The 16,416-nt window shown below is 61.6% G+C and carries 14 protein-coding genes; 8 read left to right on the forward strand and 6 right to left on the reverse strand.

Annotated elements, in window-relative coordinates; all coding sequences use genetic code 11:
- Nucleotides 1-64: 64 nt before the first annotated feature.
- Both E1K68_RS08750 and E1K68_RS08755 read right to left on the reverse strand, forming a co-directional pair.
- Nucleotides 65-997 carry a proline iminopeptidase-family hydrolase gene (locus tag E1K68_RS08750; RefSeq protein ID WP_212613968.1) on the reverse strand — a complete coding sequence of 311 codons (933 nt, stop codon included), beginning with the start codon at nucleotides 995-997 and terminating at the stop codon, nucleotides 65-67.
- A 95-nt stretch (nucleotides 998-1,092) separates the two neighbouring features.
- Nucleotides 1,093-1,857, reverse strand: coding sequence for a LuxR family transcriptional regulator (locus E1K68_RS08755; protein WP_003189749.1), 765 nt, complete (start codon nucleotides 1,855-1,857; stop codon nucleotides 1,093-1,095).
- 183 nt (nucleotides 1,858-2,040) lie between these two features.
- On the opposite strand from E1K68_RS08755, the gene E1K68_RS08760 reads away from it, so the two are divergent.
- From E1K68_RS08760 to E1K68_RS08785, 6 genes are read left to right on the forward strand one after another with little or no spacing between them, the layout of a single operon-like run.
- Nucleotides 2,041-2,928 carry a proline iminopeptidase-family hydrolase gene (locus E1K68_RS08760; protein WP_212613969.1) on the forward strand — a complete coding sequence of 296 codons (888 nt, stop codon included), beginning with the start codon at nucleotides 2,041-2,043 and terminating at the stop codon, nucleotides 2,926-2,928.
- Nucleotides 2,929-2,931: 3 nt separating this feature from the next.
- A complete protein-coding gene (locus E1K68_RS08765) occupies nucleotides 2,932-3,879 on the forward strand; it encodes an ABC transporter permease (RefSeq protein ID WP_057710869.1) in 948 nt (315 codons plus the stop codon).
- The gene (locus E1K68_RS08770; protein ID WP_034135122.1) at nucleotides 3,876-4,733 is read left to right on the forward strand and encodes an ABC transporter permease; all 858 of its coding nucleotides are present in this window, start codon (nucleotides 3,876-3,878) and stop codon (nucleotides 4,731-4,733) included. Before E1K68_RS08765 ends, E1K68_RS08770 begins: the two co-directional genes overlap by 4 nt.
- Nucleotides 4,730-5,686, forward strand: coding sequence for an ABC transporter ATP-binding protein (locus E1K68_RS08775; RefSeq protein WP_212613970.1), 957 nt, complete (start codon nucleotides 4,730-4,732; stop codon nucleotides 5,684-5,686). The genes E1K68_RS08770 and E1K68_RS08775 overlap by 4 nt, the downstream gene beginning before the upstream one ends.
- Nucleotides 5,683-6,654 carry an ABC transporter ATP-binding protein gene (locus E1K68_RS08780; protein ID WP_212613971.1) on the forward strand — a complete coding sequence of 324 codons (972 nt, stop codon included), beginning with the start codon at nucleotides 5,683-5,685 and terminating at the stop codon, nucleotides 6,652-6,654. The genes E1K68_RS08775 and E1K68_RS08780 overlap by 4 nt, the downstream gene beginning before the upstream one ends.
- A 32-nt stretch (nucleotides 6,655-6,686) precedes the next feature.
- Nucleotides 6,687-8,201, forward strand: coding sequence for an ABC transporter substrate-binding protein (locus E1K68_RS08785; RefSeq protein WP_014717612.1), 1,515 nt, complete (start codon nucleotides 6,687-6,689; stop codon nucleotides 8,199-8,201).
- Between the two features lie 119 nt (nucleotides 8,202-8,320).
- Here the strand turns inward: E1K68_RS08785 and E1K68_RS08790 are convergent, their stop codons facing one another.
- The 4 genes from E1K68_RS08790 to E1K68_RS08805 form a co-directional block, all read right to left on the reverse strand.
- Nucleotides 8,321-9,061, reverse strand: a complete 741-nt coding sequence (locus tag E1K68_RS08790; RefSeq protein ID WP_212613972.1) for a YciK family oxidoreductase — start codon at nucleotides 9,059-9,061, stop codon at nucleotides 8,321-8,323.
- Between the two features lie 177 nt (nucleotides 9,062-9,238).
- Complete coding sequence (mupP, locus tag E1K68_RS08795) at nucleotides 9,239-9,910, reverse strand: N-acetylmuramic acid 6-phosphate phosphatase MupP (RefSeq protein WP_034135125.1); 672 nt, start codon at nucleotides 9,908-9,910, stop codon at nucleotides 9,239-9,241.
- Between the two features lie 4 nt (nucleotides 9,911-9,914).
- On the reverse strand, nucleotides 9,915-10,613 hold the full coding sequence (gene ubiG, locus E1K68_RS08800; RefSeq protein ID WP_003189760.1) for a bifunctional 2-polyprenyl-6-hydroxyphenol methylase/3-demethylubiquinol 3-O-methyltransferase UbiG: 699 nt from the start codon (nucleotides 10,611-10,613) through the stop codon (nucleotides 9,915-9,917).
- 64 nt (nucleotides 10,614-10,677) lie between these two features.
- Nucleotides 10,678-12,009: a TRZ/ATZ family hydrolase gene (locus E1K68_RS08805; protein WP_003189761.1), complete on the reverse strand. Its 1,332-nt coding sequence runs from the start codon at nucleotides 12,007-12,009 to the stop codon at nucleotides 10,678-10,680.
- Between the two features lie 109 nt (nucleotides 12,010-12,118).
- On the opposite strand from E1K68_RS08805, the gene mtnA reads away from it, so the two are divergent.
- Nucleotides 12,119-13,189 (forward strand): S-methyl-5-thioribose-1-phosphate isomerase, encoded by a 1,071-nt coding sequence (mtnA, locus tag E1K68_RS08810; RefSeq protein ID WP_057710874.1) that lies wholly within the window; start codon nucleotides 12,119-12,121, stop codon nucleotides 13,187-13,189.
- Nucleotides 13,190-13,613: 424 nt separating this feature from the next.
- Nucleotides 13,614-16,268, forward strand: a complete 2,655-nt coding sequence (gyrA, locus tag E1K68_RS08815) for a DNA gyrase subunit A (protein WP_003189765.1) — start codon at nucleotides 13,614-13,616, stop codon at nucleotides 16,266-16,268.
- Nucleotides 16,269-16,416 lie beyond the last annotated feature (148 nt).

The following is a 16,416-nucleotide window of genomic DNA, read 5'->3' on the forward strand; positions in this document are numbered from 1 at the left end:
TCAGGAAGCACGCGTCATCGTTGACGTTTTTCGCGAGCAAGCTCGCTCCTACAGAGGGCGGATTTCAGCCGGCCTTGAGGGCTTTGTGCGGCAACGAACACGCCTCATCCAGAAACTTCACCACCGTCCCCATGCACGCCTGGCGTTCTTCCACATGGGGCATGTGGCTGGAGTCTTCAAACAGTGCCCAGCGCACGTCCGCTATCTCATCCAGGAACGGCTTGACCACCAACGGTGTGGCTTCGTCATGCCGGCCGGAAATCACCAGGGTTGGCACCTTGATGGCTGACAGGCGGCCGATCACGTTCCAGTCTTTCAAGCTGCCGATTACGTGGAATTCGGTCGGGCCGCTCATGGCGTGGTACACCGTCGGGTCGGCATCCACCTGGGCGAAGGTGCGCGCCACTTCTTCGGGCCACGGGTTGACTCGGCACACATGCTGGTCATAGAAAATCCGTGAGGCCGCCAGGTATGCCGGGTCTTGGTAGGTGCCGGCCTGCTCGTGCTTGAGCAGGGTTTCATGCACGCCTTCAGGCAACAGCTTGCGCAGGCGGTTGGCTTCGCTGACCCAGGTGCGCATGCAGGTGGGGGAGTTGGCAGGGATAAACGCGCGCAGGCCCTTGGGTTGCAAGATCGCGTGTTCGCTGCCGAGCATGCCGCCCCAGGATTGCCCGAGGATCGCGTAGTTCTCGCTGATTTGCAGGTGGTCCAGCAGGTTGTTCAACTCGTCGAGGAACAGGCCGATGGTCCAGAACGACGCGTCTTTTTCCGGCAAGTGCGTGGAGCGGCCGTTGCCCAACTGGTCGTAGTGGATGACCGCATGGCCGCTGGCGGCGACGTCTTTGAAGGCGTCGACGTAATCGTGGGTGCAACCAGGGCCGCCATGGATGATCACCAAGGGCGTGCGGCCTGTGCTCAGGTCACCCGTGACGCGATACCAGGTCTGATAGGCGCCAAAGGGCGCGTAGCCTTCGCGAACTTTTTCGATGAATTCCATTTCGTACCCTGCTCTGAAAAAAAAGGATCAGGGTTACGATAGTCTGAACAAAAAGTTTAGGTAACTAGCAAAACAGATAGGTTTTTGCCCAAAGCTCAACCTTCCAGCAAGCGGTAATGGGTGGCGCGAACCACCGCCTGGACACGGTTTTTGGCCCCCAGTTTGTGCATCGCCGAGGCCAGGTGCAGGGTCACCACCGCCAGGGAGCGGCTCAATTGCGTGGCGATTTCAGCGGCGGTTAGGCCTTCAGCCGCCCATTTCAGGCATTCGCGCTCGCGCTTGGTCAGCCGGATGTGCGGATAAGCCCGCATCTCCTTGCTGAACAGCGGGTACGCCGCTTCCTGGAGGGCATGGGTAATCAGGCTGAAATCGGCCAGCGTATGTTGGGCGTCCTTCAATACCGTGCGCGCCTTGCCGGTGCGTAAGCCAGTGAGCGAGGCAAAACCGCCCTTGGGCAGATGAATCGGCACACTGACGCCGCAGGTGAGTTGGCGTTCATGCAGGTAGGAGGAAACGGGGGCGTGGCAGGGGTCGATGATCTTTTGCAGGGCCGTCTCGGTCTTGGCCTCATAGGACCAGACAAACGGTGATACCGAACTCAGTGCCAGGTGTTGCACCGGGTCGATCTGGTAAAACCCTTCGCTGCACCATAAGGCGTGCCAGTCGGCCGGTGTGTTGCGCAGTTGCAACAGCGAGGGGGTGATCAGTGTGCCATTGAGGTCGATGGGCACCGGGCTGTAGTCATACACCAGGGCATCGAAGCCCAGTTGTTGGGCAAGGATAAACGTATTGTCCATCTGTTCATCCAGGCTCCTGCCCGGTATGAGGCGATTATTGAAGGCGGTCAGCTTGGCCAGCATCCGTTCTGCTCCCGAATTCATTTGAATCTCCACTTGCTGCAAGTAGAATGCCACGCCCCGGCGAAGGACTGCCAGGCCAAACCTATAAGAAATACTAGGTTATGGACGCACGGCATCCTCGGTAGTGTTGACCTGATAAACGGCCGCTACCCGCCAGGCCGATACAACACAAGGAATGTATGCATGTGGCGTGAAATTGCCCCCGACCAGCAGTACAACGTGCAAGTCGACGGCCATAACCTCGTGGTCTACAGCTTTGGCGAAGGCGATGAGGTGCTGCTGTGTCTCAACGGCGGGCCAGGCCTGCCGTGTGACTATCTGCGTGACGCCCATGGCTGGCTCAAAGCACATAACCTGCGAGTGGTTGCATTCGACCAGCTTGGCACAGGCGCATCAGCCAGACCGACCGATGCCGCACTGTGGGAAATCCGCCGTTATGTCGAAGAAGTCGAGACCGTGCGCCAGGCGCTGGGCCTGGGCCGCGTGCATTTGCTCGGGCATTCCTGGGGCGGTTGGCTGGGCATCGAATATGCCGTGCATTATCCCGGTGCGCTCAAAAGCCTGATCCTGGAAAACACCGTCGGCGACATTCCCCACCTGTCCCAGGAACTGGAGCGCCTGCGCGGCGCCCTGGGCAGCGAAACCGTGGCCATGATGCAACGCCACGAAGCCATGGGCACCCTCGACCACCCGCAGTACCAGGCCGCCATCACCTTGCTCAACTACCGCCACGTGTGCCGGCTCGACAAATGGCCGGAGCCGGTCAAGCGCTCCCTGGGCGACTGGAACATGGGGCCTTACGAAACCATGCAAGGCCCCAACGAGTTCCTCTATATCGGCAACCTCAAGGACTGGAACCGCCTCAAGGAAATGGCCGAGTTCACGATGCCGATCCTGATCACCACCGGCCAGCACGACGAACTCACCCCCGCCTGTGCGATGCGCATGAAACTTGCAGCACCCCATGCCGAGTTGCATGTGTTCCCCAACAGCAGCCATATGCCGTTTTACGAGGAGCCGCAGGCGTACTTCCCGGTGCTGCTGGACTTTCTCGCTCGCCACCGAGGCTGACGCATGAACCTGGCGCGCTACCGTTTTGTGTTGTCCCGGCCCCTGCAATTGCTGCCGGTGCTGCTGGGCATCAGCCTGATCACCTTCGTGTTGGTGCGCTCGATTCCTGGCGACCCGGCGCGCGCCTTGCTGGGTTCGCGCAGCACGCCGGATGCGCTGCTGAAGATCCGCGCCCAGTTCGGCCTCGACCAGCCCTTGTGGCTGCAATACTTTTACTTCCTGAAAAACCTGCTCAAGGGCGACCTCGGCCAATCGCTGCTGTACAAGGTCGACGCCCTCAAACTGATCGTCACCCGCATCGAGCCGACCCTGGTGCTGGTGCTGGGCAGCGTGGTGCTGGCTTTGTTGATAGCGCTGCCACTGGCAACGATTGCGGCGCGCCAGCAAGGCTGTTGGGCGGACAAGCTGATCCGCGTGTTCACCACGGTCGGCCTGGGCATGCCGGCGTTCTGGCTGGGGTTGATGCTGATCCTGCTGCTCAGCGTGAAATGGGGCTTGTTCCCGGTGTCCGGTTACGGGCGCACCTGGCTGGACAAGGCGCACCATATGCTCTTGCCCTGCCTGACCATCGCCCTGGCGCTGTCGGCGGTGCTGGTGCGTAACCTGCGGGCAAGCATGTTGATGGAGTTGCAGGCAGACCATGTCACCGCCGCACGTGCGCGCGGGCTGCCTGAAGGCGCAGTGTTTCGCCGGCATGTGCTGCCCAACGCGCTAGTGCCGGCGGTCAACCTGCTGGCGGTCAACATCGGTTGGCTGATCAGCGGCACGGTGGTCATCGAAAGCCTGTTCGCGATTCCAGGCATCGGCCAGTTGTTGGTACGCGGCATTTTCACCCGTGACTACATGGTGGTGCAGGGCGTGGCGATGGTGCTGGCCTGTGCCACGGTGGTGGTCAACTTCCTGGCCGACCTGGTAACCGTGGCCCTCGACCCACGGGTGAAGATGCAATGAGCAGTCGCCCCCTGATCGCCCCGTGGCGCTTGCGCCTGCGCTTTGGTTTTCGCAATGGCCGGCTGACCGCCGCATGGGGTTTGTTGATCCTGTTCGCGTGGTTGGCCCTGGCGCTGTTTGCGCCGTGGGTCGCGCCCTACGACCCCATCGCGCAGGACACCAGCATCAGTTTGCTGGCCCCCAGCCTTGCCCATCCGTTGGGTACGGACAATTACGGCCGGGATATCCTCTCGAGGGTGATCTGGGGTGCGCGCATCGACCTGCAGTTGGCGATTATCGGGGTGATCTTCCCGTTCATCATCGGCACCTTTATCGGCGCGGTTTCGGGTTACATTGGCGGGCGTTTCGACAGTGTCTGCATGCGCGTGATCGATGTGGTGCTGGCGTTCCCGTTCCTGGTGCTGATGCTGGCGATCATGGCCATCCTCGGGCCGGGCTTGCAGAGTTTTTACATCGCCATGGCGCTGGTGGGTTGGGTGTCGTACGCACGCCTGATTCGCTCGCAGATCCTGGTGCTCAAGGAAAGCGAGTTTGCCCTGGCCGCCAAAAGCCTGGGCTTTGGCCATGGGCGCATTCTGTTCCGGCATTTGCTGCCCAATGCGCTGTTTGGCTCCATTGTGTTTTCTATGTCTGACGCGGTGCTGGTGCTGCTCAACGGCGCCGCCGTCAGTTACCTGGGCCTGGGGGTGCAACCGCCAACCGCCGAATGGGGGACGATGGTGGCCGAGGGGCAAGCCTTTATCACCACCGCCTGGTGGATCTGCACCTTCCCGGGCCTGGCCATCGTGACCTTGGCCATGGGCTTCAGCCTGTTGGCCGATGGTGTTGCGCAGGTATTGGGGGAGCGCTCATGACCCTGTTGCAGGTGCGCGACCTCAGTGTGATCGCCAACAATGCCGGGCGTGATATCACCTTGGTGGACAGGGTGTCGTTCGACCTGGCCGAAGGTGAAATCCTTGGCTTGGTGGGTGAGAGCGGTTCGGGCAAGACCATGGCTTGTCGTGGCCTGATGCGTCTGTTGCCGTCGCCCAATCTGCGCGTGCAGGGCGGCGCGGTGCGGTTGGCCGGCCAGGACCTGCTGGCGCTGGATGATGCCGGTATGCGCGCCGTGCGCGGCGGGCAGTTGGGCATGGTGTTCCAGAACCCCAGCAGCCACCTCGACCCGTTGATGCGCATCGGTGAGCAGATCGCCGAGGGCATCCGCCTGCATCAAGGCGCGTCGAAAAAAGACGCGCGCGTGCAGGCGATCGAGGTGTTGCGTCAGGTCGGGATTCCCGACCCGCAGGCGCGGGTCGACAACTACCCCCATGAGTTTTCCGGTGGCATGCGCCAGCGCGCCATGATCGCCGTAGCCCTGGGCTGCAACCCGAAGGTGCTGATCGCCGACGAGCCGACCACGGCCCTGGATGTGACGGTTCAGGCGCAAATCCTGCGGTTGTTGCTCGACCTGCGCGACCAGCGTGGCCTGTCGATCATCATGATCACCCATGACCTGGGCGTAGTGGCGCAAACCTGCGATGCCATCGCCGTGATGTACGCCGGGCGCCTGTGCGAGCACGGCAGCAAATACGAGTTGCTGGCCCAACCGCAACATCCGTACACCGCAGGCCTGATCGACTGCCAGCCGGCCCACAGCAGCGGGCATGCGTCGTTGCGCACCATTGCTGGCCAGCCGCCGTTGCTCGATGCATTGCCCGACGGCTGCCGCTTCCACCCGCGTTGCCCACAGGCCGGCGCCCTGTGTACCGAGTTGCTGCCACAAGGCGCACGCGTGGCCTGTCACTATCCGTTGGGAGGGCGTCCATGAGCCTATTGCAGATCAAGGATCTGGAGGTGCGCTTTGCCGCGTCCGGCAGCGGCCTGCTGGGCCTCAACCGCCAGTGGGTGAGGGCGGTGAACGGGGTGTCCCTGAACCTCGCCGCCGGTGAAACCCTGGGTTTGGTGGGCGAGTCCGGCAGTGGCAAGAGCACCCTGGGCCGGGCAATTCTGCACCTCAACCCGATCAGCGCCGGGCAGGTGTTGTTCGACGGTGTCGACATGGCCCATGGCAGTGCCATCGACATTGCCCGGCTGCGGCATGAAACCGCGATGATTTTCCAGGACCCCTACGCCGCGCTCAATCCACGGCACAGCATTGGCGAAACCATCGCCGAGGTACTGCGTGTGCAGCGTAAGGTGGCGGCGCAGCAGATTCCTGATCGTGTGAATGAATTGCTCGAACTGGTCGGCTTGCGTCCTGAGCTGGCTTCACGCAAGCCCGGCTCCCTCAGTGGCGGCCAGTGCCAGCGCGTGGGTATCGCCCGGGCGCTGGCGGTGGAGCCGCGTCTGATCATTGCCGATGAATGCGTGGCGGCGCTGGATGTGTCGATCCAGGGCCAGATCATCAACCTGCTGCTGGAACTGCAACAACGCATGAACCTGGCGATCCTGTTTATCGCCCATGACCTGGCCATCGTGCGACGCCTGTGCGACCGCGTGGCGGTGATGTACCTGGGCAAGATCGTCGAGGAAGGCCCGGTGGAGGCGGTGTTTACCACGCCCCGTCACCCGTATACGGCCGCGCTGATCCAGGCCATCCCGGAGATCGATCCGCATCGGCCATTGCCTGCGCAGCCATTGCCCGGCGAACCGCCGAGCCCGCTGAATCTGCCGACAGGCTGTGCCTTTCATCCGCGTTGCCGGTATGCGCAAGCCAAGTGTTCCTCGGTATTGCCCCCCACCCATTTCCTGCACGAGCATCGGTACAGTTGCGTGCGTGAAGACCCTTTGCTTTGACCCTCTGCCATTCATTAACAAGGAGTTGTGATATGCACTCGCGCCACTTGAAATTGCTCGCCGCCGCTACCCTCACGGCCTGGTCGCTGACCGCCGGCCTGGCCCAGGCCGCCGGTGTGCTCACCATCGGCTGCCGTGAAGACAGCACCACTTTCGACCCGATCAAAAGCGCGCAAAACCGCGACACCTGGGTATTTGCCAACGTCTACGACACCCTGGTGCGCGTGGATAACCTGGGCACCAAGATGGAACCGGGCCTGGCCGAAAGCTGGGACATTTCCAAGGATGGCCTGACCTACACCTTCAAGCTGCGCGAGGCGAAGTTCTCTGACGGCTCGCCGATCACCGCCGCCGACGCCGCGTTCAGCCTGCTGCGCATCCGCGACAACAAGGCCTCCTTGTGGAGCGACCCGTTCAGCCTGATCAATACCGCCACGGCCAGCGATGCCAAGACCTTGGTGGTCACCTTGAAAACCCCGGCGGTGGCCTTCCTCTCGCAACTGGCGTCGCCGACGGTGTCGATCCTGTCGGAAAAAGCCATGACCAAGATGGGCGAAGACGCCTACTCGGAAAACCCGGTGACTTCCGGCGCGTTTACCGTGGACGAGTGGCGCAAGGGCGACCGCGTGATCCTGAAGAAAAACCCGAATTTCTGGCAGGCCGGCAGTGTGAGCCTGGACGGCGTGGAATGGGTGTCGGTGACCGATGACAACACGCGCATGCGCATGGTGCAGAACAACGAACTCGACACGGCGATTTTCGTGCCGTTCTCCCGCGTGGAAGAGCTGAAAAAAGACCAGAACGTGGTGATCCACGCCGACCCGTCTACCCGCGAAGATCACCTGTTGATCAACCACGAGCACGGCCTGTTGGCCAAGCCGCAAGTGCGCCAGGCTCTGGACATGGCGATCGACAAGCAATCGCTGGTCAAAGCCGTCACTTACGGTCAAGGCACCGTGGCTTATTCCTACATTCCAAAGGGCTCGCTGTACCACTACGCCAACAACCTGCAACGCCCGTACGACCCGGCCGAAGCCAAGAAGCTGCTGGCCGCTGCGGGTGCCCAGGACTTGAAGCTCAACTACGTGGTCAACGCTGGCAACGAGGCCGACGAGCAGATCGCGGTAATCATCAAGGACCAGTTGGCCAAGGTCGGCGTGACCGCCAACCTGCAAAAAGTCGACCCGACCCAAAGCTGGCAGATGCTGGTGGACGGTGAGTACGATATTTCGGTGATGTACTGGACCAACGACATCCTCGACCCCGACCAGAAAACCACCTTCGTGCTGGGCCACGACACCAACCAGAACTACATGACCCGCTACAAGAACGACCAGGTCAAGGCCTTGGTGGCGGCCGCGCGGATCGAGGCAGACCCGGCCAAGCGCGAGCAAATGTATGTGGAGTTGCAGAAGCTGGCCAAACAGGATGTGAACTGGATTGACCTGTACTACAGCCCGTACATCAACATCTCACGCAAGAACGTAAGCAACTTCCTGCAGAACCCGTTGGGGCGTTTCACCTTGGAGGAAGTGGTCAAAAACTGAGTATTTGAGTACACCACAAAGCAATGTGGGAGCTGGCTTGCCTGCGATGGCGATGGAACATTCACCACCGCTATCGCTGGCAAGCCAGCTCCCACCTTTGTTTTGCGGTGTGTCAGGGCTTACTGCGCATCGAAGGCCTGGCCATTGATGCTGGCACTGTCGGGCCCCATGAGGTACAGGTACACCGGCATGATCTCTTCCGGTGCTGGCCTTTCCATCGGGTTTTCCCCTGGGTACGCCTGGGCGCGCATGCTGGTGCGGGTGCCGCCCGGGTTGATGCTGTTGGCGCGCACTGCGGCCACGTCTTCCAGCTCATCGGCGAGGGTTTGCATCAGCCCCTCGGTGGCGAACTTGGACACGCCGTAGGCACCCCAATAAGCACGGCCCTTGCGCCCGACGCTGCTGGAGGTGAACACCACCGACGCATCCTGGGACAGCTTGAGCAACGGCAGCAACGTGCTGGTCAGCATAAACATCGCGTTGACGTTCACATGCATCACCCGCATGAAGTTCTCGCCGGACAACTGCTCGATGGGCGTGCGCGGGCCGATGATCGAGGCGTTGTGCAACAGGCCGTCGAGGTGGCCGAATGCCTTTTCGATCATCGCGGCCAGCTCATCGTATTGATGGGGCAGGGCGGTCTCCAGGTTGAACGGGATCACCACCGGCTGCGGGTGGCCGGCGGCTTCGATCTCGTCATACACCTGGGCCAGGTTGGCTTCGGTCTTGCCCAGCAACAGCACGGTAGCACCATGGGCGGCATAGGTCTTCGCCGCTGCCGCGCCAATCCCGCGACCGGCGCCGGTCACCAGGATGATCCGGCCTTTGAGCAGTTCTGGAGGGGCAGAATAATCAAACATAAATAGCCTCGACAAATTTCAAGGTGATACACCACTTGAAGTGGAATCCATTTCCTGTGGGAGCTGGCTTGCCTGCGATGGCGGACTACGTGCCGCCAAATGTGCAGGCTGGCAGACCGCTATCGCAGGCAAGCCAGCTCCCACATTGATCTCAGCGTTGTTGAGATATTCGAACAATCAGCAACTGCACAGTGCGTTATCCAGCACCTTGCGCAATTCCAGCGGGTGATCCACCACCACATCCGCGCCCCAGTGGCGTGGGTTGTCGTCCGGGTGGATATAGCCATAGGTGACCGCCGCCGTGCGCGTACCAGCGTCGCGGCCGGATTCGATGTCGCGCAGGTCATCGCCCACGAACAGCACGCTGGCCGGGTCCAGGTCGAGCATTTTGCAGGCCAGGATCATAGGCTCCGGGTCGGGCTTGCTGTTTTTCACATGGTCCGGGCAGATCAGCACGGCCGAACGCTCGGCCAGGCCCAGACGCTGCATGATCGGTTCGGCAAAGCGCACCGGCTTGTTGGTGACCACGCCCCAGATCAGCTTGGCTTTCTCGATGTCTTCCAGCAGCTCGGCCATGCCGTCGAACAGTTTGCTGTGCACCGCGCAGTCCTTGAGATAGCGCTCCAGGAATTCCTGGCGCAGCTCTTCAAAGCCTGGGGATTCAGGATCCATCGAGAAGGTCACGGCAACCATCGCCCGGGCACCGCCGGAGATTTCATCGCGGATGTGCTGCGGGTTGATCGGTTCCAGGCCTCGGTCGGCGCGCATGGCCTGGCAGATGGCGATAAAGTCCGGCGCGGTATCCAGCAGGGTACCGTCCATGTCGAAGAGAACCGCTCGCAACTTCACAGGCTTACTCCTCGCGCAGGGTCTGGATCATGTAGTTGACGTCAACGTCGTTGGCCAGCTTGTAGTGCTTGGTCAGCGGGTTGTAGGTCAGGCCGATGATGTCCTTGACGGTCAGCCCGGCCTGGCGGCTCCACGCACCCAGCTCGGAAGGGCGGATGAATTTCTTGAAATCATGGGTGCCGCGCGGCAGCAGCTTCATGATGTATTCGGCGCCGATGATCGCGAACAGGTAAGCCTTGGGGTTGCGGTTGATGGTGGAGAAGAACACCTGGCCGCCGGGCTTGACCATACGAAAGCACGCACGGATCACCGAGGACGGGTCTGGCACGTGTTCGAGCATTTCCAGGCAGGTGACCACGTCGAACTGCTCGGGCATTTCCTCGGCCAGGGCTTCGGCGGTGATCTGGCGGTACTCCACGCTCACGCCGGATTCAAGCTGGTGCAACTGGGCTACGGCCAGCGGCGCTTCGCCCATGTCGATGCCCATGACGGTGGCGCCGCGCTGGGCCATGGCTTCGCTGAGAATGCCGCCGCCGCAACCGACGTCCAGCACCTTCTTGCCGGCCAGGTTGACGCGCTCGTCAATCCAGTTGACCCGCAGTGGGTTGATGTCGTGCAGGGGTTTGAATTCGCTCTCACGGTCCCACCAGCGGTGGGCCAGGGCTTCAAACTTGGCGATTTCGGCGTGGTCGACGTTGCTCATGGTGAATCCTCTGAATCTGATAAGTCGGTGTGTCGCGGCTGAACCCAAGGCTTCAGCCGCGTCGTTATTCGCTGTGCCCGCTGATGCGTTGGCCCCAGGCAATGGCCGTGGCGGTCAACTGTTGTTCATCCATGCGGGTCAATTGCCGGTCGTCGAGCAATGGTTTGCCAGCGACCCAAAGGTGTTTCACGCAATCGCGCCCGGTGGCATATATAAGCTGTGAGACCGGATCGTAGATCGGTTGTTGCGCCAGCCCGGAAAGATCAAAGGCGACGATGTCTGCCGCCTTGCCGACTTCCAACGAGCCAATCTGGCTGTCCAGGCCCATCGCCCTGGCACCGTTGAGCGTAGCCATGCGCAAGGCTCGGTGGGCGTCCAGTGCTGTAGCGGAACCGGCCACGGCCTTGGCCAGCATCGCCGCCGTGCGGGTTTCGCCGAGCAAATCCAGGTCATTGTTGCTGGCGGCGCCGTCGGTGCCGATGGCCACGTTGACGCCAGCCTGCCACAAGCGCTCTACCGGGCAAAAGCCGCTGGCCAGTTTCAGGTTCGATTCCGGGCAATGGATTACGCTGGTGTTGCTTTCTACCAGTAAAGCCAGGTCGTCTTCGCTGATTTGGGTCATGTGCACGGCCTGAAAACGCGGGCCCAGCAGGCCAAGGCGAGCCAGGCGCGCCAATGGCCGCTCGCCGGTCTGCTCGACGGCTTGCTGCACTTCGAAGGCGGTTTCGTGAACGTGCATATGGATCACGGCGTCCAGCTCTTCGGCGATTACCCGGATCTTTTCCAGGTTGGCATCGCACACGGTGTAGGGCGCGTGAGGGCCGAAGGTGATCTTGATGCGCGGGTGGTGCTTGAGGTCGCCGAACAGCTCGATACCCTGGCGAATCGCCTCGTCGGCACTGCTGGCGCCGGGGATCGGGAAGTCGAGGATCGGCAACGCGATCTGCGCACGCATACCGCTGTTGTGCACGCAGTCACTGGCGACCTTGGGGTAGAAATACATGTCCGAGAAGCAGGTGATGCCGCCCTTGATCTGCTCGGCAATGGCCAGGTTGGTGCCGTCGCGCACAAACGCTTCATCGACCCACTTGGCTTCAGCTGGCCAGATATGTTTTTCCAGCCAGGTCATCAGCGGCAAATCGTCGGCCAGGCCGCGGAACAGAGTCATGGCGGCATGGCCGTGGGCATTGACCAGGCCAGGGCTGAGCAGCATACCGGGCAGTTCGCGCACCTCGCGCGCCGCCAGCTTCAACGCCGCGTCCCGTGGCCCGATAAAGGCAATGCAGCCATCGCGAATGCCCAGGCCATGCTCCTTGAGCACCACGCCAGCGGGCTCGACGGGTACCAGCCAGGTCGGCAGCAGCAACAAGTCGAGCGGGGCGGCAGTGGAGGTCATCGCAGGCTTCTTCCCAGGCAGCTATAAAAGAAGGGCGAAGTATACCCGAGCGCCCTGGCTGGCGGATCGCTATAATCGGCGGCTTTTGTTCATGAGTGCGGGGTAAGGGATGCGCGACCGACTGTTGGCTGCAGAGAAAGTGAAGGCCATCCAATGGCGTGATGGCGCGCTGCACCTGCTCGATCAGCGTGTTTTGCCGTCCCATGAGAGCTGGGTAGCCTGCGTTACCGTTGAAGCAGTGGCCGACGCCATTCGCACCATGGTGGTGCGGGGTGCACCGGCCATCGGCATCTGCGCCGCCTATGGCTTGGTGCTGGCCGCCCGTGAGCGCATCGCCGAGGGCGGTGACTGGCAGGCCGCATGGGAAGAAGACTACGCCTTGCTGGCTCATACCCGACCGACCGCATCGAATTTGTTCTGGGCCTTGCAGCGCATGCGCGACCGCCTGGACCGCCTCAAACAGCACGCCGACCCGCTGGTGGTGCTGGAAGCCGAAGCCGTGGCGATCCATGAAAGCGACCGGGAGGCCAATGTGGTCATGGCCCAGTTGGGCATGGAGCGGATTCGCAAGCACCAGGGCAATGCCCAGGCGATCCTCACCCATGGCAACGCCGGCGCGTTGGCTTCCGGCGGCGTTGGCACAGCCCTCGGGGTGATTCATGCAGCGTATCTGGAGGGCTTGGTCGAGCAGGTCTATGTCAATGAAACCCGCCCCTGGCTGCAAGGCTCGCGCCTGACGGCGTGGGAGTTGGCGGGCCAGGGCATCCCGGTGGCAGTGAATGCCGACTCCGCCGGGGCGCATATCCTCAAGACCAAAGGCGTGACGTGGGTGGTGGTCGGTGCTGACTGTATCGCGGCCAATGGCGATGTGATCAGCAAGATCGGCACTTATCAGCTGGCCGTGTGTGCCATGCACCATGGCGTGCGCTTTATGGTGGTGGCGTCGAGTTCGACCCTGGATTTGATGATGGCTACGGGGGAGGATGTTGCGCTGGAGCAGCGCGATAGTGGCGAGTTGCTTGAGGTGGATGGGCAGCGGTTGGATGTCGCGGCGTTTAACCCTGTGTTTGATGTGACGCCTGCCGATCTGATTGATGTGATCGTGACTGAAAAGGGCGTGGTGGAGCGGCCGGATGTGGCCAAGTTGGCCAAGTTGATGTGCCGTAAGCGCCTGCATTGAGTGTGTGGGCGCCTGTGGGGGCGCTATCGCAGGCAAGCCAGCTCCCACATTTAACGGTGTTCACAAATCAAAGGTGGGAGCGGGCTTGCTCGCGAATGGAGCTTGATGTCAACAAAACGTCTGCATTCCACCCTCAAAAAAAAGCACCACCGCGCCTCTGAGCCCCTCTCGTCCCCTTCAAGCCTGTCATCCGTCAAATTACTAGCCTCCATGCGCATCAGGGGGATAGGTGCGTGGCGGCGATTGTGATAACATCCGGCGGTTTCCAGGGCTGCCCCGAGGGGTGGCCTATAACGTGCAGATCCGTGTCATAACTCGTTGATTTGTCGTAAGTCGTTGTCAGGCACCGTGCCGGCAGCGGCGAGCTTCGTTCGTCCCGAATGGATGTGACGAGGTTTCACCCGAAAAAGGAATCAGGCTTCTCATGGGCGAACTGGCCAAAGAAATCCTCCCGGTCAATATCGAAGACGAGCTGAAACAGTCCTACCTCGACTACGCGATGAGCGTAATTGTCGGTCGGGCACTGCCTGATGCGCGCGATGGCTTGAAGCCCGTGCACCGGCGTGTGCTGTTCGCGATGAGCGAGCTGGGTAACGACTGGAACAAGCCGTACAAGAAATCTGCCCGTGTTGTCGGTGACGTGATCGGTAAGTATCACCCTCACGGCGACACTGCGGTGTACGACACCATCGTTCGGATGGCACAGCCGTTTTCCCTGCGCTACCTGCTGGTAGACGGCCAGGGTAACTTCGGTTCGGTGGACGGCGACAACGCCGCGGCCATGCGATACACCGAAGTGCGCATGACCAAGCTGGCGCACGAGCTGCTGGCCGACCTGCACAAAGAAACCGTGGACTGGGTGCCGAACTACGACGGCACCGAAATGATCCCGGCGGTCATGCCAACCCGTATTCCCAACCTGCTGGTCAACGGCTCCAGCGGTATCGCCGTGGGCATGGCCACTAACATCCCGCCGCACAACCTCGGTGAAGTCATCGACGGTTGCCTGGCCCTTATCGACAACCCTGAGCTGACCGTCGATGAGCTGATGCAGTACATCCCCGGCCCGGACTTCCCGACCGCGGCGATCATCAACGGTCGCGCCGGCATCATCGAAGCCTACCGCACCGGTCGCGGGCGCATTTACATGCGTGCCCGCTCGATGATCGAGGACATCGACAAGGTCGGTGGCCGCCAGCAGATCGTCATCACCGAACTCCCGTACCAGCTGAACAAGGCGCGCCTGATCGAGAAGATCGCCGAGCTGGTTAAAGAGAAGAAGCTGGAAGGCATCACCGAGCTGCGCGACGAGTCCGACAAAGACGGTATGCGCGTGGTAATCGAGCTGCGCCGTGGCGAAGTGCCTGAGGTGATCCTCAACAACCTCTACGCCCAGACCCAACTGCAAAGCGTGTTTGGTATCAACGTGGTTGCCCTGATCGATGGCCGCCCGCGCATCCTGAACCTCAAGGACCTGCTGGAAGCCTTCGTGCGTCACCGTCGCGAAGTGGTTACCCGCCGTACCGTGTTCGAACTGCGCAAGGCCCGCGAGCGCGGCCATATCCTGGAAGGCCAGGCGGTTGCGCTGTCGAACATCGACCCGGTGATCGCCCTGATCAAGGCCTCGCCAACCCCGTCGGAAGCCAAGGAAGCGCTGATCAGCACGCCTTGGGAATCCAGCGCCGTGGTCGCGATGGTTGAGCGCGCTGGCGCCGATTCGTGCCGCCCGGAGACCCTGGACCCGCAATACGGTCTGCGTGAAGGCAAGTACTTCCTGTCGCCAGAACAGGCCCAGGCCATCCTGGAGCTGCGTCTGCACCGCCTCACCGGCCTTGAGCACGAGAAGCTGCTGGCCGAGTACCAGGAGATCCTCAACCAGATCGGCGAGTTGATCCGCATCCTCAGCAGCGCCGTGCGCCTGATGGAAGTGATCCGCGAAGAACTGGAAGTGATCCGCGCCGAATACGGCGACGTGCGCCGCACCGAAATCCTCGATGCGCGCCTGGACCTGACCCTGGGTGACATGATCCCGGAAGAAGAGCGCGTGGTGACCATCTCCCACGGCGGCTATGCCAAGACCCAGCCATTGGCTGCGTACCAGGCCCAGCGTCGTGGCGGTAAAGGTAAATCGGCTACCGGCGTGAAGGATGAGGACTACATCGCTCACCTGCTGGTCGCCAACAGCCACACCACGCTGCTGCTGTTCTCCAGCAAAGGCAAGGTGTACTGGCTCAAGACCTACGAAATCCCGGAGGCCTCCCGCGCTGCCCGTGGTCGTCCGTTGGTCAACCTGCTGCCGCTGGACAGTGATGAGTACATCACCACCATGCTGCCGGTCGAGGAATACACCGAAGGTCACTTCATCTTCATGGCCACCGCCAAAGGCACCGTGAAGAAGACCCCGCTGGAATCCTTCAGCCGTCAACGCAGCGTGGGCTTGATCGCCCTGGAGCTGGATGAGGGCGACGTACTGATTTCTGCCGCCATTACCGATGGCGAACGTGAAGTCATGCTGTTCTCCGATGGCGGCAAGGTCACCCGCTTCAAGGAATCCGACGTGCGTGCCATGGGCCGTACCGCCCGCGGTGTACGCGGCATGCGCCTGCCAGAAGGGCAGAAGCTGATTTCGATGCTGATCCCGGAAGAAGGCAGCCAGATCCTCACCGCTTCCGAGCGTGGTTATGGCAAGCGCACCGCCATCAGTGAGTTCCCGGAGTACAAGCGTGGCGGCCAGGGCGTGATCGCCATGGTCAGCAACGACCGCAACGGCCGTCTGGTCGGCGCGGTGCAGGTGCTCGACGGCGAGGAGATCATGCTGATTTCCGACCAGGGCACCCTGGTGCGTACCCGTGTGGCGGAAGTGTCGAGCCTGGGCCGTAACACCCAGGGCGTGACCCTGATCAAGCTGGCCAAGGACGAAAAACTGGTCGGCCTGGAGCGTGTGCAGGAGCCTTCGGAAGTCGAAGGTGAAGAGCTCGAAGGTGAGGAATTTGAAGGCGAGGTGATCGCAGCCGGCGATGACAACGTTGACGAGCCAACCCTCGACGCTGCCGCAGACGAAGAAGAACCGCAGGAATAAGCGGACACACAGGGGGCGGATGAAGATTCGCCCCCTTGTTGTTTGTCCCGTATGAAATACAGCGCCCTTTGCCTGGACGCGGTCCATGTGGGAGCTGGCTTGCCTGCGATACAGGCGCCTCGGTCATTCAGTGATACCGCGGCGCTGC

It is taken from the genome of Pseudomonas sp. B2021, assembly GCF_018135665.1.
GTDB lineage: Bacteria > Pseudomonadota > Gammaproteobacteria > Pseudomonadales > Pseudomonadaceae > Aquipseudomonas > Aquipseudomonas lactis.